This is a genomic window from Burkholderia sp. Ac-20345 (genome assembly GCF_017104825.1).
Lineage (GTDB): Bacteria > Pseudomonadota > Gammaproteobacteria > Burkholderiales > Burkholderiaceae > Burkholderia > Burkholderia lata_B.
This window is the reverse complement of record NZ_JAAGPO010000004.1, coordinates 78,244-104,133: the sequence shown is the minus strand read 5'-3', so window position 1 is coordinate 104,133 and position 25,890 is coordinate 78,244. Positions and strand designations below refer to the sequence as shown.

Annotated in this window: 26 protein-coding genes; 6 read left to right on the top strand and 20 right to left on the bottom strand. The window is 63.5% G+C overall.

Annotation, left to right across the window (positions count from 1 at the left end; genetic code table 11):
- Nucleotides 1-55: 55 nt before the first annotated feature.
- From G3O06_RS03615 to G3O06_RS03600, 4 genes are all read right to left on the bottom strand, one after another.
- Nucleotides 56-1,276 (bottom strand): MFS transporter, encoded by a 1,221-nt coding sequence (locus G3O06_RS03615; protein ID WP_205815029.1) that lies wholly within the window; start codon nucleotides 1,274-1,276, stop codon nucleotides 56-58.
- A 180-nt stretch (nucleotides 1,277-1,456) separates the two neighbouring features.
- On the bottom strand, nucleotides 1,457-2,365 hold the full coding sequence (locus tag G3O06_RS03610; protein WP_174972464.1) for a LysR substrate-binding domain-containing protein: 909 nt from the start codon (nucleotides 2,363-2,365) through the stop codon (nucleotides 1,457-1,459).
- A gap of 88 nt (nucleotides 2,366-2,453) precedes the next feature.
- Nucleotides 2,454-3,419, bottom strand: coding sequence for an SDR family oxidoreductase (locus G3O06_RS03605; protein WP_205815028.1), 966 nt, complete (start codon nucleotides 3,417-3,419; stop codon nucleotides 2,454-2,456).
- 342 nt (nucleotides 3,420-3,761) lie between these two features.
- Complete coding sequence (locus tag G3O06_RS03600; protein WP_174972468.1) at nucleotides 3,762-4,175, bottom strand: DoxX family protein; 414 nt, start codon at nucleotides 4,173-4,175, stop codon at nucleotides 3,762-3,764.
- Nucleotides 4,176-5,194: 1,019 nt separating this feature from the next.
- Here G3O06_RS03600 and fliD point away from each other — a divergent pair.
- Nucleotides 5,195-6,694: a flagellar filament capping protein FliD gene (gene fliD / locus G3O06_RS03595; RefSeq protein WP_174972469.1), complete on the top strand. Its 1,500-nt coding sequence runs from the start codon at nucleotides 5,195-5,197 to the stop codon at nucleotides 6,692-6,694.
- 195 nt (nucleotides 6,695-6,889) lie between these two features.
- Here the strand turns inward: fliD and G3O06_RS03590 are convergent, their stop codons facing one another.
- The 6 genes from G3O06_RS03590 to G3O06_RS03565 form a co-directional block, all read right to left on the bottom strand.
- Nucleotides 6,890-7,537 (bottom strand): hypothetical protein, encoded by a 648-nt coding sequence (locus G3O06_RS03590; RefSeq protein ID WP_205815027.1) that lies wholly within the window; start codon nucleotides 7,535-7,537, stop codon nucleotides 6,890-6,892.
- Nucleotides 7,538-8,182: 645 nt separating this feature from the next.
- Nucleotides 8,183-9,127, bottom strand: coding sequence for a dihydrodipicolinate synthase family protein (locus G3O06_RS03585; protein WP_205815026.1), 945 nt, complete (start codon nucleotides 9,125-9,127; stop codon nucleotides 8,183-8,185).
- A 44-nt stretch (nucleotides 9,128-9,171) separates the two neighbouring features.
- Nucleotides 9,172-10,491 carry an MFS transporter gene (locus G3O06_RS03580; protein WP_174972745.1) on the bottom strand — a complete coding sequence of 440 codons (1,320 nt, stop codon included), beginning with the start codon at nucleotides 10,489-10,491 and terminating at the stop codon, nucleotides 9,172-9,174.
- A 200-nt stretch (nucleotides 10,492-10,691) separates the two neighbouring features.
- Complete coding sequence (locus tag G3O06_RS03575) at nucleotides 10,692-11,537, bottom strand: POTRA domain-containing protein (protein ID WP_205815025.1); 846 nt, start codon at nucleotides 11,535-11,537, stop codon at nucleotides 10,692-10,694.
- Nucleotides 11,534-11,674, bottom strand: a complete 141-nt coding sequence (locus G3O06_RS03570) for a hypothetical protein (RefSeq protein ID WP_205815024.1) — start codon at nucleotides 11,672-11,674, stop codon at nucleotides 11,534-11,536. The genes G3O06_RS03575 and G3O06_RS03570 overlap by 4 nt, the downstream gene beginning before the upstream one ends.
- A 154-nt stretch (nucleotides 11,675-11,828) precedes the next feature.
- Nucleotides 11,829-12,299, bottom strand: coding sequence for a hypothetical protein (locus tag G3O06_RS03565; protein ID WP_205815023.1), 471 nt, complete (start codon nucleotides 12,297-12,299; stop codon nucleotides 11,829-11,831).
- 585 nt (nucleotides 12,300-12,884) lie between these two features.
- Between G3O06_RS03565 and G3O06_RS03560 the strand changes: the two genes are divergently transcribed.
- From G3O06_RS03560 to G3O06_RS03540, 5 genes are all read left to right on the top strand, one after another.
- Nucleotides 12,885-13,178, top strand: a complete 294-nt coding sequence (locus G3O06_RS03560) for an H-NS histone family protein (protein WP_205815022.1) — start codon at nucleotides 12,885-12,887, stop codon at nucleotides 13,176-13,178.
- A gap of 101 nt (nucleotides 13,179-13,279) precedes the next feature.
- On the top strand, nucleotides 13,280-13,672 hold the full coding sequence (locus tag G3O06_RS03555; RefSeq protein ID WP_205815021.1) for a DUF2471 family protein: 393 nt from the start codon (nucleotides 13,280-13,282) through the stop codon (nucleotides 13,670-13,672).
- 212 nt (nucleotides 13,673-13,884) lie between these two features.
- Nucleotides 13,885-14,814, top strand: a complete 930-nt coding sequence (locus tag G3O06_RS03550; protein ID WP_205815020.1) for a site-specific integrase — start codon at nucleotides 13,885-13,887, stop codon at nucleotides 14,812-14,814.
- 70 nt (nucleotides 14,815-14,884) lie between these two features.
- Nucleotides 14,885-15,370: a hypothetical protein gene (locus G3O06_RS03545; RefSeq protein WP_205815019.1), complete on the top strand. Its 486-nt coding sequence runs from the start codon at nucleotides 14,885-14,887 to the stop codon at nucleotides 15,368-15,370.
- A gap of 201 nt (nucleotides 15,371-15,571) precedes the next feature.
- Nucleotides 15,572-15,736 carry a hypothetical protein gene (locus G3O06_RS03540; protein ID WP_205815018.1) on the top strand — a complete coding sequence of 55 codons (165 nt, stop codon included), beginning with the start codon at nucleotides 15,572-15,574 and terminating at the stop codon, nucleotides 15,734-15,736.
- A gap of 72 nt (nucleotides 15,737-15,808) precedes the next feature.
- Here G3O06_RS03540 and G3O06_RS03535 read toward each other — a convergent pair whose 3' ends face one another.
- From G3O06_RS03535 to G3O06_RS03490, 10 genes are all read right to left on the bottom strand, one after another.
- Nucleotides 15,809-17,611 (bottom strand): phosphoadenosine phosphosulfate reductase family protein, encoded by a 1,803-nt coding sequence (locus G3O06_RS03535; RefSeq protein ID WP_205815017.1) that lies wholly within the window; start codon nucleotides 17,609-17,611, stop codon nucleotides 15,809-15,811.
- Between the two features lie 72 nt (nucleotides 17,612-17,683).
- Nucleotides 17,684-18,244, bottom strand: coding sequence for a phospholipase D family protein (locus G3O06_RS03530; RefSeq protein ID WP_205815016.1), 561 nt, complete (start codon nucleotides 18,242-18,244; stop codon nucleotides 17,684-17,686).
- Between the two features lie 65 nt (nucleotides 18,245-18,309).
- On the bottom strand, nucleotides 18,310-18,507 hold the full coding sequence (locus tag G3O06_RS03525; protein WP_205815015.1) for a hypothetical protein: 198 nt from the start codon (nucleotides 18,505-18,507) through the stop codon (nucleotides 18,310-18,312).
- A gap of 22 nt (nucleotides 18,508-18,529) precedes the next feature.
- Nucleotides 18,530-18,706, bottom strand: coding sequence for a hypothetical protein (locus tag G3O06_RS03520; protein ID WP_205815014.1), 177 nt, complete (start codon nucleotides 18,704-18,706; stop codon nucleotides 18,530-18,532).
- A gap of 80 nt (nucleotides 18,707-18,786) precedes the next feature.
- A complete protein-coding gene (locus tag G3O06_RS03515) occupies nucleotides 18,787-21,108 on the bottom strand; it encodes an SMC family ATPase (protein WP_205815013.1) in 2,322 nt (773 codons plus the stop codon).
- Nucleotides 21,096-21,620 carry a hypothetical protein gene (locus tag G3O06_RS03510; protein WP_205815012.1) on the bottom strand — a complete coding sequence of 175 codons (525 nt, stop codon included), beginning with the start codon at nucleotides 21,618-21,620 and terminating at the stop codon, nucleotides 21,096-21,098. The genes G3O06_RS03515 and G3O06_RS03510 overlap by 13 nt, the downstream gene beginning before the upstream one ends.
- Before the next feature lie 192 nt (nucleotides 21,621-21,812).
- Nucleotides 21,813-23,183, bottom strand: coding sequence for a metallophosphoesterase (locus tag G3O06_RS03505; protein ID WP_205815011.1), 1,371 nt, complete (start codon nucleotides 23,181-23,183; stop codon nucleotides 21,813-21,815).
- Between the two features lie 80 nt (nucleotides 23,184-23,263).
- Nucleotides 23,264-23,749 carry an NADAR family protein gene (locus tag G3O06_RS03500; RefSeq protein ID WP_205815010.1) on the bottom strand — a complete coding sequence of 162 codons (486 nt, stop codon included), beginning with the start codon at nucleotides 23,747-23,749 and terminating at the stop codon, nucleotides 23,264-23,266.
- A 169-nt stretch (nucleotides 23,750-23,918) separates the two neighbouring features.
- Nucleotides 23,919-25,193: a hypothetical protein gene (locus G3O06_RS03495; RefSeq protein WP_205815009.1), complete on the bottom strand. Its 1,275-nt coding sequence runs from the start codon at nucleotides 25,191-25,193 to the stop codon at nucleotides 23,919-23,921.
- A complete protein-coding gene (locus tag G3O06_RS03490; protein ID WP_205815008.1) occupies nucleotides 25,190-25,456 on the bottom strand; it encodes a hypothetical protein in 267 nt (88 codons plus the stop codon). The genes G3O06_RS03495 and G3O06_RS03490 overlap by 4 nt, the downstream gene beginning before the upstream one ends.
- Between the last annotated feature and the right edge of the window lie 434 nt (nucleotides 25,457-25,890).

Sequence of the window (25,890 nt, the reverse complement as noted above, 5' to 3'; positions counted from 1 at the left end):
AAAAGCGCAGCCGGCGTGTGCCGGTTGCGCCGGAATCGGGTTCGGGGCCGGCGCGTCACGCCTCGGTCGCGCGCGTCGACGGCGTGGCGGCGGCCGCCGCGCCGCGCATCCGGCGGCCGAGCGAAATCACCGACGTGATCCCGAGCACGGCCGTGGCCATCACGTAGAAACTCGGCGCCAGCTTGTTGTGCGTCGCGTCGATCAGCCAGGTCACGATCAGCGGCGCGAAGCCGCCGAACAGCGTCACCGAGAAGTTGTACGACAGCGCGAGGCCCGTGCCCCGCGTACTCGTCGGGAAGATGTCGGCGAGCAGCGCCGGCAGCGGCGCGAGGCTCACCGCGATCAGCATCACGCGGATGCGGCCGAAACGATCCGACAGGTGCCCGACGACCGGCGCGGCGACCATCAGCATCGCGCCCGTGACGACCGCGCCGAGATACGACGACGTGGCCGGGATATGCAGCTGCTTGACCGCGTACGTCGGCATGTACAGCTTGTGCACGTAGTTGAACGCCGTGGCCGTCGCGACGACGCCCGCGCCGAGCAGCAGGTTCGCGCGATCGCGAGCGAACACGTCGCGCAGCGGCGACTTCGCGCGCCCCTTTTCGCCGAGCCGGCGGAAATCGGCCGGTTCGTCGATGTTGCGGCGGATGTAGAGCCCGACCGGGCCGATCAGCAGCCCGACCGAGAACGCGACGCGCCAGCCCCACGCATGCAGCTGGTCGGTCGTCAGCAGCAGGCTCAGCAGCGCGGACACGCCGGCCGCGAGCACCGTCGCGAGCCCCTGCGTCGACATCTGCCAGCTCGCGAAGAAGCCGCGGCGCTTCGCATCGGCCTGCTCGACCATGAACGCGGTGGCCGCGCCGAATTCGCCGCCGGTCGAGAAACCCTGCAGCATCCGCGCGACGATGATCACGAGTGGCGACGCGATGCCGATCTGCGCATACGTCGGCGCGAACGCGATCATCGCGGTGCCGAGCATCATCAGGCCGATCGACATCGTCAGCGATGCCTTGCGGCCTGCGCGATCCGCGTAGCTGCCGAGCACGATCGAGCCGAGCGGGCGCGTGATGAACGAAATGCCGAACGTGCCCACCGACAGCAGCAGCGAGGTCGCTGCGTCGTGCGTGGGGAAGAACAGCTGGCCGATCACGATCGCGAAATAGCCGTAGATCAGCAGATCGTAGAACTCCAGCGCGTTGCCGATGCTCGCGGCGCAGATCTCGCGCCACGGGTTGTGCGGGGCCGGCGTCGCGGCGTGCGTGTTGCGGGTCATCCCAGTGCTCCTCCGGTAATGCTGGCCGTCAGGATTTTGAAAGACGGCGCGCGGCGTTGCCGGCGGCCGTTCGGGCCAGTCAAGCGCGGAGTGTAGGCAACGCGGGGCGGGCGTTCGTGCCGTTTCGGCACGCAATCGTGCCGATCGGCGCGCGGGCCCCGGCGCCGCGGCCCGGAGCGGCTATGCAGCGCCGTCGTCGCGTGACGGCGCGGTGCGCCAGATCGCATCCAGCACCGGATGCGGGTCGTTCCGGCGCCGGTACAGCGCGATGTCGAAGCCGATCTGCCAGTCGGCGCCGCCGACGATCGCGAGCTCGCCGCGCCGCACGTCGTCGGCGACGAGCCGCTGCGGCAGCCACGCGAGGCCGAGCCCGCGACGCGCCATCGCGAGAATCGCTTCATACGAATCGGCCTGGTACACGGGTCGCAGCGTCGGGCGGTTCGGCATTTCGGCAAGATGGCGCGCGAGCACCGCGCGCAGCGTCAGCGTGCGCGCGAACGCGAGCCACGGCACCGGCGCCTGCCCGGCCGGCAACTGGTAGCGCGCGCTGCCGCGCGCATCCAGCGCGCTGACCGGCACCAGCACCTCGCGCGCGACGGACAGCCAGTCGAAGCGGTCGCGATCGATCAAGAGCCGCGTATGCGGGCTCGAATAGACGATCAGCATGTCGGCGTCGCCGGCCGTGAGCTGCAGGATCGCCTCCTCCGCGCTGCCGGTCGATACGGTCGCCGTGAAGAAGCCTGCGCGCGCCACCGCCTCGTCGTACCAATCGGGGAAGAAGGTGGCCGAGAGCGTGCGGCCGGTCGCGATCCGGAGATTGTTCTCCAGCACCGGCGCCGCTTCCTGAAGCTGCGTGCGGGCGCCGTGCAGGATGTCGAGCGCGTTCGACGCGGCATCGAGGAACACGGTGCCGGCCGCCGTCAGTTCGAGCGGCTTCGTGCGCGCGATCAGCCGCGTGCCGACCCATTCCTCGAGCGACCGGATGCGACGGCCGAACGCCGGATGCGTGACGAACCGGTTCTCCGCTGCGCGCGTGAAGCTGCGCGTGCGCGCGAGCTCGACGAAGTCTTCGAGCCATTTCAGTTGCATGGCTGGGCTCCTGGGTGGGCGGTGAGGTGCGGGCCGGTGCTCGCTTGCGAACGTCATTCGTGGCGCGGGCCGCGCGTGGCGCCCGATCCTACAGCACCGGCGGCGCATCGCGCAGCACGGCGCGCAGCGCGGTATCGAACGGCGTCGCGTGGTCGATCCCGGCGGCGCGCACGTGCGATGCGTCCAGATGGCAATCGTACGGGCGCGGCGTCGCGTCGGTCGGCTGGTCGATCCGCGTGAGCGCGGCTTCGATGCCGAGCGCGGCCGCGATCCGCTGCGCGATGTCGTACTTCGTCATCGGCTCCTCGCCCGACCAGTGACGGAGGCCCGTGATCGATGCCCCCGCGAGATGGCGCAGCGTCAGGTCGCGGATCACGTCCGCGACGTCCGGCGTATACGTCGGGTAGCGGATCGCCCATGCGTCCATGCCGACCACGTCGGCGCCCGGCCGCGCGGAGGCGACGATCGCCGGCACGAGGCTCGTGACGGCCGATTCGCTCCAGTCGACGATCGGGCCGTAGAGCAGCGGCAGGCGCAGCACGCACGACAGCGGCGACGCGGCGAGGAGTGCCGCCTCACCTTCCAGCTTCGTGCGGCCGTAGATGTTCAGCGGATTCGGCGCGGCGTCCTCACGGTACGGGGCGGCCTTGCCGTCGAACACGTAGTCGGTGGAGATGCCGAGCGTCCATGCGCCGTGGCGCGCGGCGAGCGCGCCGATGCGGGCCGGCGCGGTGACGTTGATCGCGCGTGCGCCGGCAGGGTCGCGTTCGCAGACGTCCGGACGGCGCTCGGCCGCGCAGATGATCACGGCGGCCGGGTGGCGGGTGGCGAACAGGTGTTCAAGGGCCGGCTCGTCGAGGACGTCGAGTTCGGCGAGGTTTTCCGGGGGCAGTGCGAGACGTCTGGCGCCTGCGCTTTGCGGGTTCCGGATGGTCGCGACGAGGTTCAGCGACGATTCGCGGGCCAGGGATGCGGCAACCGCGCGGCCGAGGAGGCCGGCGGCGCCGATGAGGAGGACGGTCGGGAGGTCGGTCGACGAGGTCGGATTTGGCATGAGCGGCAATTCGGGTGACTGGGGAGCGTGCGAGGTCGCGTTCGACGTTCACGCCTTGGTCGTGGGAAGAATAGCCGAGTATGACAGCCGCTTCATCGTGATGGCAGATCGGCCACCCTGCGACGGCCGTGCGTCTTTCGCCGCGGCCGGCGGCCGTCGCCCGGCACGGCATATCGTCCGCACGGACGACACCCGTGCTGCCGGCGACGTCGACGCGCCGCGTGGCCGCCCTTGCGCACGTGGGATCCGCGGAACCGCCACATCGCGATCATCGCCAAAAAGCAAAGCCCGGTGCGCTTTCGCGCACCGGGCCGTCACACCTGCGGGAAACGTCGTGCTGCCTTACTTCCGGTCGAGCGAATACCGCCCCGGGCCAGTCAGCGCGAGCAACAACAGCCCGCCGATGATGCTCACGTTCTTGTAGAAGTTGATCATCGCCATGTACTGCTCCATCCCCTGCAGCGCCCAGTAGCGATGGCCGATCAACGCGGTCGCGAGCGTGTAGGCGGCGAACACCAGTGCGAGCGGGCGCGTATAGAAGCCAATCGCGATCAGCAGGCCGCCGGCCAGCTCGATCCCCACCGCGATCGCGGCCGCCAGCTCGGGCGCCGGGTTCCCCGTCGACGCCATGTATGCGACCGTGCCCGAGAAGCCGCTCAGCTTCTGCCAGCCGAACAGCACGAACAGGATCATCAACAGCACGCGAGCCGCCAGCAGCAGCTCGTCCTTCTTCGACTCCAGCGAAACGTAACGCATAGCAATCACCCTTGAATTGACGGTTTGATGCGTCCGGTGCCGATATGCGCCGAATCGGCGCGCCAGTTCGGCAACGAACCACTCCTCGCACGATCGGACAGCAAGCCGGCTGGCCCGCCGCCGAAGAATCCGTCGGGTCGCGCCGTTCCTGGCGCGCTCCGGATCGGTTCTGGCGAAGCACGGATGCAGTCTACTGTCTCGCGGGAAATCATCAATCCGCTAAAACAAGATTCGCTGTCACATACAAGTGGACAATTCGAGACAGCGACGCCATTAGACAACGGCCTGCGAGCTGTGCCGATCACCCTGTTCGATGTTTCACGAGAATGAAAAATGCCCTTCTTGTTTCAGGCCACCTGATTCAGTCGACATTTCCGAATTCAATTGACGCGGATCGGCCACAACACGCATTCCTGCTGTCATTCATCGACAACCGGATACACGGCTCGCGCAGACCGGTTTGATTTCCGAAATTCCATCGACATTGCCAATGGATGTGCACTTTGTTTCAGAAAAAGACACATGACCCGAAAATACGCATTGCCAAAGGAAAACGCTTCACGGGCATGCCGAATGATGCAGCACGCCGGGAATCGTCCAGTCGACGCGGATTCCAGCTTGATTCCGGGCAGGCAGATCGCCTTCCGCGCACCGTCAATCAACTCGGTGTTTAGTGGAGAAAGCGAAAAAACTTAAAACATTCACGTTCCCGGCAAGTTTTCAATGCCGGCAAAAATCATCGAATGAATTTAATCAAAACGATGTGTTAACGGCAAAAAATCGCCGATCTTTAGCCCTCGCTTAATCACCCCGCTCCCGCCCACACTTTTCTCAATAACCATTACAAAAAATTACCAATTAATGCCGATTTAAATATACGATAGCGCACGTCCTTACGTTTTCCCGACATTCCCGTGAACCCCGGAACGCGTCTCGCCGGAGACGGCCTGCATTCGAATCGCCGCAGGCCGTCCCGGCAGCCGCTCGTCACGGGATCGCTTTCCAACCGGAGACCACCCATGGCAATTAACACGCCCGTGAACAGCAGCGCGAATACGAACAGCGTGATGCAACAGGCGGTGCAATCGATCATCAGCGGCTCGACCGGCAATACGTCGGATATCAACGCGCTCGTCAAGGTGCTTGTGAACGCGAAGACGGCCGGCCGCGCGGCCGCGCTGACGTCGACGCAAGCCACCAGCACGACGCAGATTTCCGCATTCGGCGCGCTGTCGTCGGCGCTGGGCGCGCTCGAGGCGGGCCTCGCGTCGCTGAAGAACGGCGCCCTGCAGTCGACGTTCAACGCAGTCGCGAGCGGCAAGGGCCTGACCGCAACCGCGGGCGTCGGTGCGGTCGCCGGCACCTACACGGTCGGCGTCACGCAGATCGCAACCGCGCAGGCGCTCGCGTCGTCGGGCTTCGACGGGAGCAAGGCGCTCGGCACCGGCACGTTGACGCTGTCGCTCGGCAGCCAGTCGTTCAAGGTCCCGGTCGGCAGCACGAACAACACGCTGTCGGGCATTGCGGCCGCGATCAACTCCGCGTCCGACAACCCGGGGATCAGCGCAACCGTCATCAAGGGCACCGACGGCGCGCACCTCGTGCTCTCATCGACGAAGACCGGCTCGGCGAACGCGATCAGCGTCGCGGTCGGCGACGTGTCCGGCGACAACGGGCTGTCGAGCCTCGGCGTCAAGTCGACGGCCGACACGTCCGGCGGCGCATCGAAGATCGAATCGGCGAACAGCGCGGCCGCGTGGCAGCAGAGCACCGCCGCGCAGGACGCGAAGTTCACGCTCAACGGCATCGCATCGACCAGCGCGAGCAACGCGGTGTCGGGCGTGCTGACCGGCGTCACGCTGAACCTGTCGGCGGACGCGATCAACGCGACCGGATCGCAGACGCTGACGATCAGCACCGATACGAAGGCGCAGGCGGCGACGATCACAAATTTCGTGAACCTGTACAACACCGTCGTCAAGACGATGGGCACGCTGACGAGCTTCACGCCGGGCGCGAACTCGCAGGGCGCGTTGATCGGCGATTCGACGCTGAACACGATCCGCAACTCGCTCGCGTCGAGCATCGCGCTCGGCGTCCCCAACGAGAACGGCAACGGGCACACGAACCTGATGACGCTCGGCATCACGCTGGAGAAGGACGGCACGCTGAAGATCGACAACGCGAAGCTCGACAGTGCGCTGTCGACCAACCAGGCGGGAGTCGCGCGTCTGTTCAACTCGAAGAACGGGATCGGCGCGCGCCTGGCCGAGCAGATCGCACCGTTCACGAAGAAAGACGGGATGATCGACGTGCGCACGAACGCGCTGAGCGCCGATCTGAAGCGCGTCACCAAGCAGCAGTCGGACCTGACGGACTACGCCGACCAGCTGACCAAGCAGTACCAGGCGCAGTTCACGGCGCTCAACTCGCTGATGGCCAAGATGAACTCGAACACGAAGTACCTGACGCAGCTGTTCGGCGGCGCCAACAGCGCCGGCACGCTGGCGAACAAGTGATGAACGCCAGCGCCGCCCGATGATCGTGTGCGGCGGCCACCGGTCGGTTCATCGACCGGTGGCCGCCGCACACGATGTCCCGCCTGGAAACATCGCTCACGCCCGGCAGTGCGCAAGCAAGCGCCGGGCTCTCTTCCCCGGTTCGCGCCCTGGCGGCAGGCAGCCTGCCCTCGGTTCGCCAGAAACGGCGTGCCGTCAGCCGAGACCTTCGACGCGATCGGCGAACAGGTCGATCGCACGCGACACCTGACGCCCGAAATAGCCCGGCCGCTCGCGCTCGTACGCGCGCAGCAGCGACGTGCATTCACGCTCGGCCCAGCGCCACACGGGGCCCTGTTTCGCGAAGACCGGATGATCGTGCAGTTCGACCGGCACCGTATGCTCGTCGTCCCAGCCCCAGAAATACGCCTGGTATGCGCGTGCGAACGACATCCCCAGATTGCTCGCCACGGTCTCGTCGTGACGCAGCGTGAAATCGACGATCTCCTTGCGTGCACGGCCGCCGACGTCGTCGTGACGCGCCTCGATCCAGCAGTGATATCTCGCCAGTTGCGACAGATGCCGCGCAGTGCGGCGCCGCTCGCGCGTCGTGCATAGCGCATACAGGTTGCCGCCGCCGAAATCCAGCACCTCCCCGCCCGCGAACGGCCGGTAGGGCTTGCCGGTCAGCAACGTCAATACCTGCGCGCCGACGATCGCGTAGTCGGCACATCGCATGTAGCCGCTGCGCGTCGTCGCTTCCGACACGCTCCGGTGGATGACCTCGTCGATCACGGCGTGCAGCATGGCATCTACAGGTGCCGCCAGAATCGGTGGCTGGCCTGTCGTCGTGGCGTGTTGCATGGGAAGCGGATGCGGATTCAACGGTTCGTCGGTAAAAAGCGCTCGTCGGCGCGATATTACGAATCGTTACAAGAAACGCCGGGAAGGATTGATCAGATTTGTGTGCTTTTGTCGTCCGACGTGAACATGCGCCGGTCAGCCGGTGGCGGCGGCGGAAGATCGCGGGGCGCAACGGGTTGGATGGACGAGCGGCGGCATTGCGCTTGGGGCTTGGGGCTTGGGGCTTGGGGCTCGATGGTGCGACGGGATGGATGAAGGTGGGGCCGTGCGTCGGCGTCGTGTCGACGGCACGCCGTCGTTCGTGACAACCAGCCCCCTGTGACCGCCCGGCCAGTGCGGCGGCCCGGTTGTGAATGGCGGATTCACCGCCTTCGACCGCATTGAAAATCCCGATGGGTTCGCACGTTACGCGTTCGGCCAGAACGCGGCGCCGGCCTCACCGCATCCGGGACGTGGCAGGTGCGCCACCGACGTCGCTTGTCGCAACGCGTGCGCGACGCTTCGCGACAAGCCGACCATGCCTGCGACCAACGCGCGCCGCTACCGCGCGCTTCCCGAGGCACTCATGCGAGCGAAGGCGGCCGCCGGAGCGGCACGCCATACGGTCGCGCACCGCAAGCCTCGACCAGCACACCGCGTGCCCTATTACGCAGCGATCCGCCGGCGGAAATGCTCGGTGCCGGCCACGATCTTGTCGAGCACCGCATCGAGCGCCCAGAACCGTTCACGCACGTCGTAGTCGATCGCGCGGCACTTGATCGACGCGAACGTGCCGATCCGCTGGTGATACAGCTTCGCGAGCGCCGGATACCCCAGCGCCTCCGACACAGCCGACACGACGAGGAACGTCGAAAGCTCGTCGGCCAGCGCCGGATTCGTATGTGCTTGCGTACGCAACCACCGGTACAGGTCCGGATGGAAGTTGGTGAACACGCCGTTGAAGCCGGCGGAACCCGCCTTCATCGCATCCCACGCAATCGCCGCGTTCGCGTTGAGGATCTTCAGCGGCGAGCCCTCGGCGAGCGCGACCCGCCGCTTCACCGTCTCCAGGTCGCAGCTCACGTCCTTGAGCATCACGAAGCGGCCCGTGTCGATGCACGCGCGCAGTTCGTCATCCGACAGCAGCCGCCGGTAAGGCGCCGGACACTCGTACAGGCCGAGCGGCAGGTCCGCCGGCAAGCGCGCGAGCAGCCGCTGAAGATGGTCGAGCAGCGCGCCGCTGCCCTTGCGCTGCGGATCGAGGCGATTGGTCACGAGCACGACGCCCTGCGCGCCCGATTCGGCCGCCGCGCATAGCTCCTCGACCTGCGCGTCGAGATCGTCGCTGATATGCCCGGACGCGACGACGGGCACGCGCCCGGCCACTCGTTCGACCACGAAGCGCGCGAGTTCCGCGCGTTCGGCCAGACTCAGGAACTGCATCTCGCTCGACTGCGCGACCGCGAACAACGCATCGGCGCCGTGCGCCAGATACCACTCGATGAGCCGCTCGAGCCCGGCGTAGTCGATCGCGCCGGCATCGTCGAACGGCGTCAGCATCACCGGGACGATGCCCTCGATGGTCACGTTCGATTGCTGCGGGTGTTGCATCTGTTTCTCCTTGCTTCAGTGAATGCGGGGCGCATGCCGCGTGCTCAGGCCGGCAACGGCCCGGACGCGGCGCTCGCGGCCTGCTCGGGAATCGGCTTGCGCACCAGCAGCAGGTAGGCCATTGCACCCGCGAACGCGATCGCCGCGGCCGTCAGCAGCGCCGGCACGAACGACCACTTCTGCGCAATGATGCCTGTCAGGATCGGCGCAAGCGCGCCGCCGATGAAGCCGCCGAAATTCTGGATCGCGCCGAGCGACGCGATGCGGCTCGGCGGCGCGGCCGCCGTCGCGAGCGCCCACGAGCAGGCCGATGCGGCGTTCGCGAGAAAAATCACGACGGAAATGCACGCGAGCGCCACCGTGTTGCTCTGCACGAGCGCGGCGGGAATCGTGAACGCGACCATCCCGAGCATCGCGACCACCACCGCATTGCGCCGGCTCACGACCGGCGAACGGCTGCGGCGCGTGACCAGGTCCGACAGCCAGCCGGCCAGCAGCGAGCCGACGAACCCGCACAGGAACGGCACCGACGCGGCGAAGCCGGTACGGATCAGGCTCATGTGCCGTTCCATCGTCAGGTAGCCCGGCAGCCAGGTCAGGTAGACCCAGTTCAGGTACACGGATCCGAAGAAGCCGATCAGCATCCCCCAGGTCGTGCCGTGCGAGAACAGGCTGCGCCATTCGGCGAACGTCAGTTTCGGTGCGGCAACCACGCTTTGCGCGTCGGCATCGAGATAGCTGCGCTCGGCCGCGGACAGTTGCGCGCGCACCGGATCGCGATACAGCGCGAACCAGACGACGGCGACGACGAGGCCGGCCGCGCCCGTCGCGATGAACGCCCAGCGCCAGTCGAACGACGCGACGAGGATCGACAGCAGCAACGGCGCGAGCGCGGTGCCGAGCGGCGACGCGGCGTTGAAGATGCCGGTCGGCGTGCCGCGCGCCCGCAGCGGAAACCAGTTGCTCACCACCCGCGCGGCCGACGGGAACTGCGGCGCCTCGCCGATGCCGAGCACGATGCGCGCGACGATGAACCAGCCGAAGGTCGACACGATGCCGCCCGACGCCTGCGCGAACGACCAGACGATCAGGCCGATCCCGAGCAGCCGGCGCGGCCCGATGCGGTCGACCAGCCCGCCGACCGGGAACTGGCACAGCGCATAGCTCCACGAGAAGGCCGACAGCAGCAGCCCCATCTGCGCGAGCGACAGGCCGAGATCGCCGCGGATCGCCGAGCTTGCGACGGCCAGCGTGCCGCGATCGAGGTAGTTGACGATGCCGCTCGCCATCAGCAGCGCGAGCGCGATGCGCTGCCCGCGCCGGATCCGCGGCGGGGCTTGAGGAACAGGTTGGCTTTCGTTCATTGCGGTTGTCTCCATGTCACTGATATCGGCCGGTTCCGGCCTGTCCGTCTCATGCGGAATTCAGGACAATCGACATAACAAGGGCGACAGCTGTGGCAACTGAAATTGTCTTCATTTTTTCTTAAGGACATTGGGTACTGATGAAGTGGGTGCAATCGATCTTCAGCAATTCAGATGTTGCCGCTCTCACTCCACATCGCTCATTGCTGGATCGCAGCGCCCTTCATCAGGCGACCTACAAAATCCGCACTGGCTTTTTCGAGAGCCAGCACCTGCAACTGCTGCTGGATTACCGGCTTTGCGGTCTCGAACGTCAAAACCTGCATCGGACGTTTCGCGTCAACCTTGACGATCGCCCGCGGCCCATTGCCGTCGTTGCTGAGTGAAATCGACTCCGGTGTCACGCCGCCACCAGACGCAGCGGGAAACGCATTCTCGTAACCCGCATCGGTCAGCCATCCACCACCTACCGAGGACTCACCCGCCTTTGGCTTGCCATCGGCCATGAAGCTCGCAATACGGCCGACCTGAACCGTGACGTTGATTGTTCCGGTAGCCAGGTTTTGCGAACCAAGCAAGGCGCGCGTCGTTACAAAGCCGCCTTCGACGAAGACGCCGGTGAGCCGCTTCAGCAGCACATTGATGCGGTGCGAGCCTAGATCATGGTTGACGAACGGTCCGATCACCTCATTGAGCCTCTTGCGCGAGATGCCGCCGGGCGGAACGAACGGCTTGCCATCCTCCCCCTGGAGCGCGATTCGCTGCACCGGAAATGTAGGCCCGGATTCGATAATCTCATCGATCGGCGTACCGACCGGAATGTCGAGCGTGGTTTCCGATGTCGGCACAATCGTGATCGATGCTGGCGGCTGCTCTAGCTGGCGTTGCCTCGCCTGTCCACGTTGCTGATCAATGATCAACTGCGCCGGGTCTTGTACAGGGCGAGGCACTGGGGGCATTGATTCCGCCTGCACTGGCGCATGAAGTGCAGCAAGACTCGCGACGAGAAGCGGCAGCTTCGATCGGGTGAAGGCAGTTACTTTCATTGCTTTTGTACGTGAGAACGCCCGTCAATTGATGCGACCGTGCCAGAAGGACCGGTGGCCAAGGCAGCGATGATGACGACCACCGCCACAAAAACCACCACACCCAAGCCGAGTTGTTCTTTTGTTCTGTAGTTCATTTCTATCGCCACCACCACGTAGTAAGGCCTAGATGCTGATCGATCTTGACAGGTGTGCACGAAGGGGCGCGTACCGTCGTGATGCCGCCGGCCGCCGTGACACCCTTCCCGCCGCTGAACGAGCCGCCGTCGATCACGCCGTCGCCGGTCAGCGTCACGCTACCGTTCGAAGTAAAGCCGCCGACGACGACGTCAGCCCCGGAATATTCGTCGGGGCTATTCCGTTCACCGAGACATCGCCGGGTGCACTTACGATGACGGTTGCCGGAACGCCGAAAGTCTCCAACGGCCTATTCATCACCGCGGCGTTGTTCGACGTGACCCGGTTGATAATGGTCGACGCCGGACGCCCGCTCAGGTTCGAATTCGCACCGAGCGCTCCGCCCAGCAACGGAGTCCCAGGCACAGTGCTGTTATTGAGCGCGAGCCCTTCGGGGCACACCCCGGACGTCTGGTACTGGTTAAGACTGATCCCGTTTGAGTTCGGCGCTGCGATATTGACGGTTGGGGTTCCCCTGCTGGTCGCGGTGGTCGTCGGCTGGAATGAAATCGGCGCACGTAGATCGACGATCGGCGCCGCCTGCGCTGTTTGTTCGGAGAGAAACACGACTGGACTGAGGTACATCACCCACGCCGTGACTTTGACCTAAAGTGCACACCCATCGCCACTCACTGAAGCGCAGTCGAAAATAATCGCTTGTTTGGCCGATTCTCGTTGAACGCGCCGTTTCTCGATATCGCGCATGAAGCGGCGCATGGTAGGTCTCTCTCGAAATTTTCCCTGATACTCCCACAGCAAATCACGAAAGATGGTCAAAAATTGTCATACCCACCCAATCTCGCAATATATATCACCAATATCCATTTATTAATATAATTGATATTGTTAAATTTACTATTTATAGTATATTTACATATATTATCAATCTGAATAAAAGAGATCTCGGAAATAGAGATGGGCTCGCCAGGAGCGCCGCCGAACCCTGCCTAATCAGCCACCGGCGACTCGATGTGAAGAAGATTTGGCTTATTCGATGCAAGACAGACGCCGTCAATAATTGTCAAAAATTGAATAGCATCCGAATATATAGAACCCTTACAAATCCAACATTGCATCGTGCGGTGTTGTATTCAACTGACAGCACTTGACTTCGGATTGGACCGCGTGCGGGTAGTCCGTATCAGCGTCCTTACCCCGGCCAGAGAAAATATGTCGACCTACCAAACATTGCTCGCGCAGCGTGACGTGCTCGAAACGGCAATTCGCGCCGCCAAAACTCAGGCGAGCGATGGCACCCTGAACGAGGTCCGCCGGCTCGTCCAGGAGGACGACATTGGCGCGCGGAAGCTTCACGGCGCGCAGAAATCAAATCGGAGTCCGGCAGACAGGTATCGCGATCCCGAAACCTACGCACCCTGGAGCGGTCGCAGCCGCCCACCAGCGTGGATTGATGGTAAGGACCGCACGCTCTTTGAAATCCAGCAAGCCGGCGTTCGGCCTTGAACTTCTGCGGAACACTGGATACATTTGCCGTGTATTCTGCATGCCTGCCACCTCTGGAATTCCGAGTGGCGGACTGCTGTTCTCTCACAACGTTGTCCGCTATGAATCTCGCCCCAACAGTCGAATGCGACGATCCTGACTTCGATCCAGTCCGGCACGAGCACGCGCTCGAACGTGCGGTGGACGATTTGCGACGCATCGTGACGTCACTCGCAGAGCGCTATCTCAGTGCCGACCTCGCACACGCCCTGAGCTGGGCCGTATTGCTCGAGATCGAAGAACAGGCCTTCTCGGATCTTGCGTTTCAGAGCCGCAATGACCTGGCGATCATCGACGCGCTTCCACGCATCGGGCCGCAGTCCATGCCAGGTCTCGATCTGAGCGGGTTGATCGACTGGCACCGCGCGGCCCCATCGCTGCCGATTGTCTATCGCTGCGTCCGAGAGTTTTTGTTGGCGGCTTCCGCGTCCGAGGCGAGTAAGGAAGCGGCTTGAGCTTCAGGTGCCGCGACCGCTCGGCGTGCCCTGCAAGTGGCTCGCCTCGGGCAAAATCCGATTCGTGTTGGGAAGCGCGTCGGCTGCGTGCCGGGGGCGCTCCAAAAGCGGAACCGTAGGTGAAGCAACACCCCTCACTTCTGCTGACTAGTGACGCGAATCGTAGATTCGCGTTATGCTTGTGACGGGTAATATTCAGTATATAAGATCGAATGGACGAACCGACTCTCTGGCTGTCGGCACCGACCGAGGCCTATCAGCAATGGCAACGCACCGAAGCTGCCGGCGCCGATCGGCGCGCGTTCTCGCCGCGATCGATCGTCCAACACGAGGCGATGTTCGAGCGCTTCATGCGCCACCTCGCGGCCTCGCAGAGATCGCTGGCCACCTTCGGGCCGGACCACCTCGAATCGTTCTTTACTGATCTCGACCGCCGATGCAAACCCGGCACCACGACACGTCTGCGCTACGAGAAGCTCCTTGACCGGCTCGGCAGGCACCTTGTCGACGTCGGTGTACGGAAAACCAATCCCGCTGCAGCCTATACCCTGACTCAGACGTGGCCGGAGGACGAGCCCGTCCCGACATACCTGCTCGAGGCCGACGATCGTCGACTGCAGGCTTCGATTCAGGCGATCGACGGGCTCGACGACCGGGCATTGCGTAATCGAGCCATCGTCGGCCTTTTACTCTCGACCGGCATCACCGCCCAGGAAATCCGACAGGCGGCGGCTGTAGACCTCGACCTGTCACCGGCACGGCCACACATCCTGATCCCCAAACGAGGCCCGCGCGAGGCACGTCGAATCAATCTCGAGGAGTTTGCCCGGCCGGGTCTGGAGCGGTGGTGGAATCACACGCCAACGGTCGTCAGCGCGCTGCTGTTTCCGTCACCCCGCGCCGGCGGACCGATGACCGACGAAATGCTCGGCAGGATCGTTCGCGATGAGCTGCTCGCGGTCGACATTCGCGTTCCCGACATGAGCCCGCGTACCCTTCGCAATACCTACGCACGCCGTCTGCTGCTCGCCGGCCGAAGCAACGACGACGTCATGCACGCGCTCGGCCTCACCAGCCAACGGACGGTAATCCGGATTCGCTCGACGCTCCAGCCTTCACCGCAAACCAACGACGCGATTTGACTTCTCGACCGCCCCGATAGCCTGAAGAAGCCAGCACTGTTGCTGGTTTCTTCACCACCGGAACATTCATATGGACTACAGAACTCAGTATTCTGACCTTATCTACTTCGCGAACGAAGACGTCGCGGCCTGCAGGTACAGGTTCTTCGTCATTCGGTCCGACCCGGCGCAGGTCGTCGTTCAGCTCGATAACCACAAGGGCCGCCCGGGCATCCTGATTTCGAACCACCAGACTCGTGACGCGATCCTCAACCGAGTCGCGGATCGCGAGTTGGCAGGGACTCCGTTCGCCATGCTCTGCGTCGCACTGAGCGAGACCAATGCGCACCAAGTCGTATTCGCCGAACCGGACCTCGAGGACTACATCCATCGTGGCCACCCGTACCAGCGAATCCCGGAGCGCGCGGCGCGCGGCCGACATATCGAGCGCATCTCGATCGACTCTCGGAACCTCATGATCGGCCGCGCGCGAATTCAGACGGCGCACTCCACGCCGACGCCGCCGGACCCTGACCTTGCAGCATTGCTGAACAGCAGCGATACCAGCGCGTCGTAAGAAGCCGCGTCGGCAGGCCACAACGACACCGCGGACGTGTCGCCGCGTCGACCGTCCGCGAAACGCCGACTTCGACCAGCACCTGGCCGGCGGGCGCCGAAATTATTTCCGCAAAGGGGGTGAAACATTTCGAGGTAGTGCCGTATAGGGTCATTGAAGACACACCCGTGTCCTCATATCCTCTAATTCAGGAGAAACAGCATGATGTCAATACTGGCCGTGGCAATCGCGGCGACTGATGCGGTTGTATCTATTGCCCGCGAACCAGCAGCTCCCCAACAAGATGCACGCCACCGACTGACCGTGGCTATGGCATGCGCCAGTCGCATTGGTGCGATCATTCTCGCCTACTCCGCCGGTATCTAAGCCCTGAATCGTAGATAGTAAAAAAAACGGCCCGACACGTGAGTGCCGGGCCTTGTCCAAGATCGCGCTCCTTCAGGCTGCCTGCGAGAACAGGTCGACCGGCGCCAGGTTCAGCATCGTGAGGTGCTCAGCGTTCGAGATCGCCTTGTCGACGAGAAATCGATCGAGCTCGGCTGGCGTCAGGTTGTGTCGCTCGGCGAGATGGGCGAAGTACTGCCCACGCTTCGCCATCTCCTGATACCGCCCTGCCATCCCGCCCGGCAGCCGCAGGATGCCTTCGTTCAGCCAGAACCGGGCCGACTCCATCCCGGTGTGTTGCTGGGCCTTCACGGACCAGCCAGCGTCGAAGCTGCAGGTCACAAAGGCGCAGGCCGCCTCGCTGTCCACCTCGAACTGATCGCTCTCTTCGAAATAGACAATCTGCTCGCCGGACTTCGTGCGTGCATACCGGCTGGGCCGATCCGGATGGCGATAGCGATTCCACTGTTCCGCGGCGTAGTCGCGAAGGCCATCAGTGGGGACCTCGGCGTCGTACTCGCCTACGAAGAACCACCCATGGTGCGGGATGTCGATCTTCGGCAACGGGTCGAGGACCGGAACATGGTAGCGTCGGCCGAGGCGATTCACGTCGAACCAGATCGACAGCGCCGGAAAAGCGTGCGGCGCATAGTGGTGCATCGAGAGGTAGAAATCGATCGCCACCAGCTGCGCCGGCGTGACCATCTCGAACTGCACGTCGCAGAGCGCCCGGTTTTCAGGCGTGTCAGGTATCGCACCCGCAGCCAATGCACCCTCATGCTGCTCGGCGCGCTCGACCTCAAGCACGTCGAGTGTGAGCAGGTACTGCAGCAGCCGGACCCGCTCCAGATACGAAAGGACGTCCGGCTTGACCGCCAGGTACCCGGCCTCGCTGAGCTTCCGACCGACGAGCTCGCGCCGGCCGAGATCCCACTGCACCGCGACCAGATAGTTCCGGAACCGATTCAGCCCTTCCAGATGCTGGTGGCCGGCCTCCTTCACCATCGACTCCATCGAGCGATCACGCTCACCGGTCACGCAACAGAACGCGCACCCGAATCGGGAGCCACACGCCGCACGCGCACCGCCCTCTCCGAGGATCACACCGCACGTACCCTCGTTCCCAGCACGGTACAGGTCCGACAGGCGCCGAATCGACTCGCTGGATACCGGCGACGGAAAGGGACGGCCAGTATGCTCCGCGAAGAGCGCGAGCATCGTCCATACGCAGTCGGTCGACCACTCGGCGATCGGCGAAAACGTGAGAAATCCGTCCGCGTTCCGGACGGGTCTCAGTGCGTTCTCGTTGCGAGCGGCCATGGCCGTCGCACGGCTGCCGCTTTCACCGAACCTGTTGCCAAGCACGGTGACGACCTCGCTACTCCCACCGGCTGCCGCCGAACGTTCGAGCGCGACGCGCAAGCGATTTTGCGGCTCGACCTTCCAGTCAGAGGCGCAGGCACGTATGCGCTTTCCGTTCTTCACCCCGTTTTCCGGGGTGCGGGGAAGCGTGCCGCGGCCAATCGTTGCGACGACAAACTGGGATGCCAGGGACGGCTTCGCAACGTGGACCGATACTGGCGTACTGGCATCCGCATAGGCATCTCGAATCTCGTCGAGCATGACCTGGAGGTGCCAATGCATACTCGGATTCTCGATCGTCGTGTCCGCGCTGGTCACGAAGTGCTCGCGCGACACGTGGGCGCCGGCGCGTCGTACTGCCTCCAGCATCAGGATCGCCGTGCAGGTCGAGTCCTTGCCGCCGCTCAGCGCGTTCGATAGTGTGTACCCCTGTCGAATCAGCGCGACGAGCGCGTCGATTGCCGTCTCCACCTGCACCAGAATTTCAGAAATCATGTGCTGCTCCAGAAGCGCGGGAGCAGCCCCACGCGGGAGCTGTTCCCGCGTGGGTTGAGATAAACGACTCAATCAGGGCGCGCGATACAACTCGCCGCGTGCGGACACCGCTTCCCAGTTTTTCCGGTATGCATCTGCTATGCGTGTGTCCCCTCGCAACACGATGACGTTCTCAGCGTTGAACCGGGCCTGTTGCGAATAGTTATAGCTGCCAGTCTCGACGGTCACGCTGTCGACAACGAGGTACTTCGAGTGGAGCGCCGGAAAGACGCTCACGACCCGGACCGGAATGCCGGCGTAAGCGATGGCACCAAGCGCCGCTCGAGCGCGGCCGCTACGGTCCTCTTCGAAGTTGCTGCGTGCGTCGACTGTAACTGCGACGTCAACGCCCCTGCGCTTCGCGGTGATGAGCGCACGCGTCACTGCCGGAGCTGTAAACGAGTAGGCCAGCATGCGAATTGACTGCCGCGCCTCCCCGATGGTGCGGAGCACAAGACTTTCCGCACCACCATCCGGCGAGAACGCGACCTCAACCTGCGGCGCAGTCTCCGCCTGCGCGCGCCCAGTCAGCACGATCGCAACACAACAGCACAGCCACGCCATTAACACCGCCCAGCCGATTTGCTTCTTCATAGGAAACTCCAGAGGTATAGAAAAGGCCCCACTCTCTTTCGAGAGCGGGGCCGACGTTCAGGGATTTAAATGCAAGGCTTACGCTGCCCTGCCGAAAAGGTGTGGACTTGACCATCCTTACAGATGATCGCGTCCGTTTTCATCGGCGGCCGCTTATCCACGGCGGCCTGTGCCGCCACCGCATAGCGATAGAGAGGCGCCGGCGGTTGCGCACCGCCGTGCATCGCGATCAACAGCATCACCAGGTTCGTCATCCCGTTCATCGAGCGCTCCTCCGTCGACGATTCAGGATGCGACGACAGCCGTAGCCGTCACCGTCACCCAGCGACCGTTGACCAGCATGTCGCGCAACCGCGAACCGTTCAGCTCGTAGACGTGCTCCGTACCCGTGCGAATGGGTTTCGGGCGAATCGAGACCGTGAGGCTTCGAACCAGATCAGCTGATTTGGACTTCAGTTTCATTGCGTTCCTCGGAAATAAAAAAGGCGAGGAACGCCCCTGCGGGGAACGTTCCCCGCCAGGGTTAAAAAATGTGTGCTGCACTACCTCGCGAGTGCGGCCACGTCAATGACCGCATCCGCCTCGGCAATCAGGTCCGGCGTTTGCGAAATAAAGAACTCCCGCGCATACCCGCCCTGACGCAGAACCTCGCGTTTCATGCGCATGAACTGCACCTTGCGATCGGGATCGAGCGGGCCATCCGACTCGTCGCTGAACAGCGACTCATACGGTTGTCCCGCGTTGCCCGCGATATACAGCGCGACACCACGAGTCAGGCATTCGTTGATCCAGACCTTCTGACCACCGGACATCACGCCGACTGCCTTGCAGCTGTCGCTTTCGGCGTCGTGGACGAGGATTTCAAACCCCTCGCGCGTCTCGCCATTGGCCAACGTGCGCTGCGTCTGGATCTCGACCGTAAAGCGCGTGCCATAGCACGCCAGCAGTAGGTCATTCACCGTCTGCGTCAGTGCCGGACCAGCGTCGTCGATCGTCAAAGCGATTACGCCGTCGTTACCGAGCCCTTTCGCGAGCAGCTTCCACTTTGCGATCTCGTCCGAGATACGCTCAGCAAGTGCTTGCGTCGCCGAGAAGCCCTCCAACTCGCGCTCGAGCGCCGCAAGCGTCGTTTCGCTGGCGACCTGACTCCGGATCAAAGCTTCGATCCGGGCGTCCAGGCCAGTGCAAGCGTCACGACGGGTGACCAACTGCCGATCGACCTCCGCAATTGCTTGCGTCACATCGACCGCTGCCAGGCGCGACACCTCCGCTTCAACCTCGCGCAAAATGCCATTGAGGCGCGACGATTCCGTCTCCCGACGCTTCGCGGCCTCGTCCCGCTCAACGTCGAGCGATTCCAGTTCTTCATGAGCCTTCGTCAGCCCGGCTTCCGCCGCGTCGAGCAAGGGCTTTCGAGCAGCAAGATCGGTTGCACGTTGAAGGGCCTGACGCGCGTCCTTGAGCTCCGCGTTCACCTGCTGCAACTCGGCTCGCTTAACCGACAGCGCGTCGACGGATGGCGTGAGTTCCTTCAACTCCGTCTGATGTTGTCGATAGCGCGTTCGCAGATCCTTCAGCGACACGGTCTGGACGTTCACTTGTTGCGCCGCGCTCCTCGCTTGCGCGAGCAATGGGCACGTTGCGTGGATTTCCATCCCTGCACACGGCACCGACCCGATCACCGACGATTGCTCGGTCAGGGTTCGGATCAGGTCGGCTTTCGTGGTGCCCTCCGATTGCAACCCGGAGAGCGTCGACTCGACCGTCGCCGCCCGCAATCGCTTCGCATCAAGCTGCTCGATAGCACGCTGCAACGGTTCGACCTGTGCCTCGGCCTTCCCGATGCGAAGCTGAGCTTCGTCTCGCGCGGCCGCGGCACCACGGATCTGCTCGGTCTGCCGGACAACAGCTGCGTGCCCTGCAATCGCCTCGCGAAGCGCCGCCCCACGTTGCGTGAAGCGCTTGTCGTCGGCCTGCTTGTCTCGCTCCAACGTCTGAAGCGACACCTGCAGCTCATTGCGACGTACACCGAGTTCACCCAAGCGCGCCGCCGTCCCCGAGTTCTCACCCTGCTTGGCAACGAGCACGGCGTGCTGCTGCGTCAACGTGGCGATCTCCGATTGCGCGGCCGTACGCTTTTCGCGGGCAGCAGTGATATCAGCCGCCGCGGTCGCGACAGCCTGGCGCGTCTCGTCAACACGCTGACGCTTTCCCGAGAATGCGGTGAGCTCCTGTTGCACCACACCGAGTTGCCGAGCGAGCACTTTCGCGACATCAACAGCCTTCGTCGACAGCGCGCGGAGGTGATCGATCTTCAGCAGCTCCGCGAGCAGCCCCTTGATCTCGGTCGCGCCGTAGGACGCAAGAGGTCGACGGTTCTGCGCAGAGAACACGCTCGTGAAGAACGATTCGAGGGAACCGCAGATCGCGTCAACGCATCGATCGTAGGTTTCACCCTTGCCGTCCGACACGGTGCCGTCCGGCAACGACACGGGCCGCCACTCGCCATCCGTCGAGCGATAGAACAGGAAGTAGTCCGCCTTGCCGGTCTTGCCAGGCTTGCGGAACGCGAAGGTCGACCGATAGCGCAAAGCATCGTGCTCCCACTCGAATTCCTTGCGCGCCTGCGCCCCGCAGATGTGATCCCAGTACGAGAACGCATCGACCGAGAGCTTCGACGCGCGTGACGGCATGATCCGGTACGGGTGCAGGTTGTCCATGATCGTCGTCTTGCCGGCGCCATTCGGCCCCGTCAATGCGATCAACCCGTTGGGCAACGACTCCAGGTCGAGTTCAACGCTGTCGCGCTTCATCCCGTCCTGGACGCCAGTGAACCCTTCGAGTAACAGTCTCAGTGGTCGCATGACTGGATCTCCGCGAGCGAGATGGGCTGCAGATAGTCATCCGGCAGGAAAAACGGGATCTCGTCGTCATCGACAGGGAGCGTCGGCTCAGGCCGGGAAGCCGGCTTGCCCAATGTGCCCTCGACGGCGGCCTGCACCGTTCCACAGAGGCGGCGGAACGCGTCCGACGTCTGCTTGAGCATCGAGTCCCAGTCGGGACAACCCGTGAGAATCTTCAGCTCGCGGCCGGACCACTGCCCCGAGTACCCCGAGTCGAACGACCAGAGCAGGTTCTGCAGTTCGACGCCCGGCGTGACCACGATCTCGGCCTCGTCGGCTTCGATCACATGGGTCAGCACGAACAGGCCATCGCGTTGCGCGATAACGGCGCCACGCTGGACGCCGAACGGTTGGTGGAAAAGTGCGGCCGTGCATCCGCCGTGGTCGACGAGACGCTTCTGCAGCGATTTGGCGTCGGTGGACGCGGTAAAGGTCTGGGCCCAACGGGCACCAGCAGGATAGAAACCAAACATGAGCACACTCCGGATTTAAGACGGAGTGCGCCCCTGACGGGGAACACGCCCCGTCAGGGTAGAAAGAAAATGGATGCAGCGCTGCTGCCGTCGATGCGCCAACAGGCGCGGGGTGAACCTCGTTTCGATAGCCACGCGGGCTATCGGAACACGGCTGTGTTCGAAATGACGGCGGACCGTCAGTGGGCGGCATTACGCCGCAAACAGATCGTCAGAGAGCCAGGACGGCTCACCAGCGCTCGGTGGCACATCGGAGGGGGCAGCGGCCGATGTGGCCAGCGACAGAACGGATGCGGTAACGGCCGGGCCGGACTGATCACTGGCAGGCTCGCCGGCACCGGCCAAACGTTCCAAGATCGATTTCGCGATCGCGTCAGCTTCACCGGTCTCGAGCAGCTGCAGCCGATCAACCAGCGGGACAGCATCGACGTCGGCCAACTCGCACCACTTGGCCAACTTTGCGTCGACCGTCGGCGCAGTGCTGATCCCTTCCGCCCGGCTGCGCATGACAGGAAGCACGCGCGGCTCCAGCTTCACCCCGGCGGCCGTCGAGAACATCGCTCCGATCGCCTTGCGGTCGACCAGCTGCTTATGCTCTTCGTCGATCTGCCAGCGGATGCGTACGAACTTCCCGGCAGATGCCGTTGCGAGTGCTGCCAGCTCGTTCATGTCAGGCGGCCCGTCGAAGGCGACCGAAATCATTTCACGAGACGGTGTCGGCATCAGCACCGCCTGGGCACCGGATGCCGAGACCTCCCATGACAGATAGCCTTTGTCGCCGAGCTCGCCGTAGTGGAATCGCCCGATTGAGCCCGGATAACCCACCAAGCGCCCCTCGCGCTCCCACGTCTGATGCTTATGGATATGTCCGAGCATGAACGCCGAGCATTCCGCCGCAAACAGCACGCCGAGGCTGAACTCGTGATCGAACCCTGCCATCGTGACTCCGTGCTCGGTTTCGCAACCGTTCACCGTCCCGTGCGATATTCCAATCGTCGGTACCCCCATGGCCCGCAGCCGAACGTTATTCCGGCCGGCCGCGGTGAGATAGGTGCCGAGAACATCAGCCAAATCGGTGGATGCCGCCACCGCGCCAACACTCAGCACGAGATCCGCCTTATTGACCGTCGGAAGGCAGGTGAACACCGCCTGCGGATTGAGCCCCTTGTGGTCGAGCATCTCGCCTTCGTTGAACACCGGTCCACTCGACGCCCAGGCCTCGCCATCCCTGTAGAAAGCGAGTTGGCAGACTCGGTCGACTACGACAACCGGGAACCGTGCGCCCATTAAGGAGAAGTTTTTGAGCGTGCCGGGCGGCTCGTGAGAGAACGTGCCCTGCAACATGATCACCGGCATTGCCTGCGCGAGCCGGTGAACTTGCGTCGCGAGCGCGTGAAGCGCAGGCGAGTGCGCATCGAGCCGATGGTCGGTCGAATCGCCGCTTATCACGGCCACGTCGGCTCGGCCCGCAATGGCTTCCTCAACCGCGTACGTGAAACAGCGATCGGCCTCGTCGAGGTTCCCAGGCGAGTAGTGCAGGTCAGAAAAATGCGCGATCTTCATCGACGCCTCCAGAAAAAGAAACGGCCGCCCAAGGGCAGCCAGAGATAGATTCGCGCCACCACGCGACGCATGAAGAGAAATTACGACTTCGACAGCACGTCCCGCACACGCATGAGCGCGTTGCCGAGCAGGTTCAATCCCTGCCAGGCAGACGGATCGGCGATACGGCGGTCACGCTCGGCAAGCCCGATGCCCCAGACGCGGTCGAACGGGCTGGCCTCAACCAGGATCGTCGACCCAGTCTCGCGCAGTGCGGCGGCGAAGGCCTCGTTCTGCCGAAACTTCTCGCGACAGCCAACGAACATGATCGATTCGCGCACATGCAGCCAACCGGCCTCATCGAAGCCGCGAACCGATCGGCCAAGCCGCTTCTGCTCGCGTGGCGACCTCGACGCAAGGATTTCTGCAGCTGTCGCATGGTCATCGAACAGCAACGCCTTGGCGTACATCACGAACTGCTCGACACAGTTGAATGTCACTTCGTGATAGGTGAAGCTGCACGGGTGCCAATTGCTGAACACATCGGCGGCGCCGAAGAACGCCGTGATATTGCCGATCCGGCGCATAGGATCCTCCAGGGGATGATTCAAGAGATGGCCGCTTGCGCGGACGATTTCGATGCGTGAGACACGCGGTCGAAAGCACTTGAGCAAATTGCTTTGCTGAAGAACTCTCCGGTTCGCGTCGTCGAGGAAAAAGGCACCGACCCCGAAGGGCCGGCGAAAGGGGTGTCAGTTACGTATTGCGGAACGATTCGACTGCCGAACCGATTTCACGTTGAAGTGAATCCGGATCCTCGAGCGCTGTCGTCAGCCGCTCGATCATCTTGTCGACGTCCGCGGGTCGCTCGATCCAGCCACGACCGAATCGGAAGTGACCGTAGATGCGAAACGCCTGGCGTTGCTCGTCGTCAACGAAGCGAAGACGCTGCAGCAGGTCCTGCATGCGATGACGCGCCTCTTCCATCGACTCGGGCGGGCCGTCACCGGCTTCCACCTGGTCAGTGCGCCCAGCGGCGCTTTCGCCTTCTGCCGGGTGAAGCTGAACCACGGTGCCGCCAGCATCTGGCAGTGCTGCCTGCCCTGCGGATTCGATCGCCAACGGCGCCTCCTCCGCACCGTCAAGCAGAGCGCCAATGTCGATATCCGCATCGAGCACGGTGAGCATCTGCGGTTGACGCACCGCTTCGCCCGCGTCGTTGATCCGCGTGATGTCGAATTCGCGCTTCGAGATCCAGAACCGGGTACCCGTCAGCTTGCCGCGGGCCAGCTGGACCGTCTGCATCGCCGCATAGGCTTTCTGCAGCACGTAGATCGAGTTCGTCGGAAGCTCGATCAGGCCCAGACCCTTGATGTCCGGAATGGCGAAGATGAAGTGCGCGCCGAGGTTGCACTGCCGACTCTGGTACTGTGGGCATTGCTCGGGATTGCAAATGCCATCGGGAATCGAGTCATCCTGACGGAAGATCACGTCGCGGCCGCCGAAGTGGCGAACCGCGCGTTGCGCGCGCGGATCACGCTCGACCTTCGCGTACGTCTTGCAGTACCGAAGGCCATCGAGCCCATACTGCGAGAAGTACTTGCGACTGCTCGCGCCCCACGCCGCCATCTCGTTGGGGATGTTCTGCATCCAGTCGTTGAAGGCGAACAACACCGGGAAGCGGTAGAGCCTGACGCCCTGCCCGCGATCCTCACCGTAGAGCCGGAGGATCTCGTCAGCGACGTCCGGGTTGTTGAAGTCCGAGCGGCGGCAGGTGAAGTAATCGGTATTGCGCGGCGCCAACGCGTGCCTGATTCGGCAGCGTGACTCGATCGCCTTGCCGATCGTCTCGAACGAGTCACCGGCGGCGACCATCGATTCATACAGCGCGACCGCGTCCAGGTTGCTACGTGCGCTCGACGTCAGCACCTTGATGCCCGGTCGGATCTTCCCGATCACCGGCGGGCGCATTGCCCGCTCTTCAACGACGCTCCGCACGGGGCCGCCGACCATACTGACAACTGCATTCATGAGGGTTTCCTCGCAAGTTTGAAGATCGCCTGTGTGCGCAACGCGTCCGCCGATTGCTCGAGCGCGTTAGCGGCCGCGTCTCCGCGACGCTGGGCGATACTGGACAGAAAAATCCGGCGGTCGGAGTCGGTGAACATCGCGACTTGCGCCACCTCGCAACGCGCCCGCCAGGTGGGTGACGTCGTGTCGGTGGCCGACCTTTCCTCGGCGATCGTTTGACTGATCACGTCGGCAATCCGGGAATCGAGACGATTGGGAAGCACACGTACCTCCGAGACAGAAGAAAAGGACGAAAAAAAAAGCGCGCTCCTCGGCAGAGGAACGCGCTTCGTGGATTCGGATAAATGACCCAAGCACCACGTCCCTTCCGGGGACGTGGTGCTCAGGGAGCCGGACGGCTCATAGAGAGGACGTTAGGTCGTCCTCGCACAGCATGGTCACGCTGCGCTACAGCCCATTTTCGGAAGTGCCATTCCGACGCAGGTTCACGGCTCAGTCGACTACAGTCGTTCTACCCAGACAGAGGCCTGGAGAGAGACACCCGTTGTCCGGGTTCGAACGACGTCGCGGCGCAAATGAATGCGGCCAGCAACGAGTTTCATGACTGAAATGGGGAGCGCGGGCGAGGCGCTCATCAGAAAGGAATTCCACACTGGTTGCCAACCAGTCGGAGCATGCCCATTGGCACGGCTTGTAC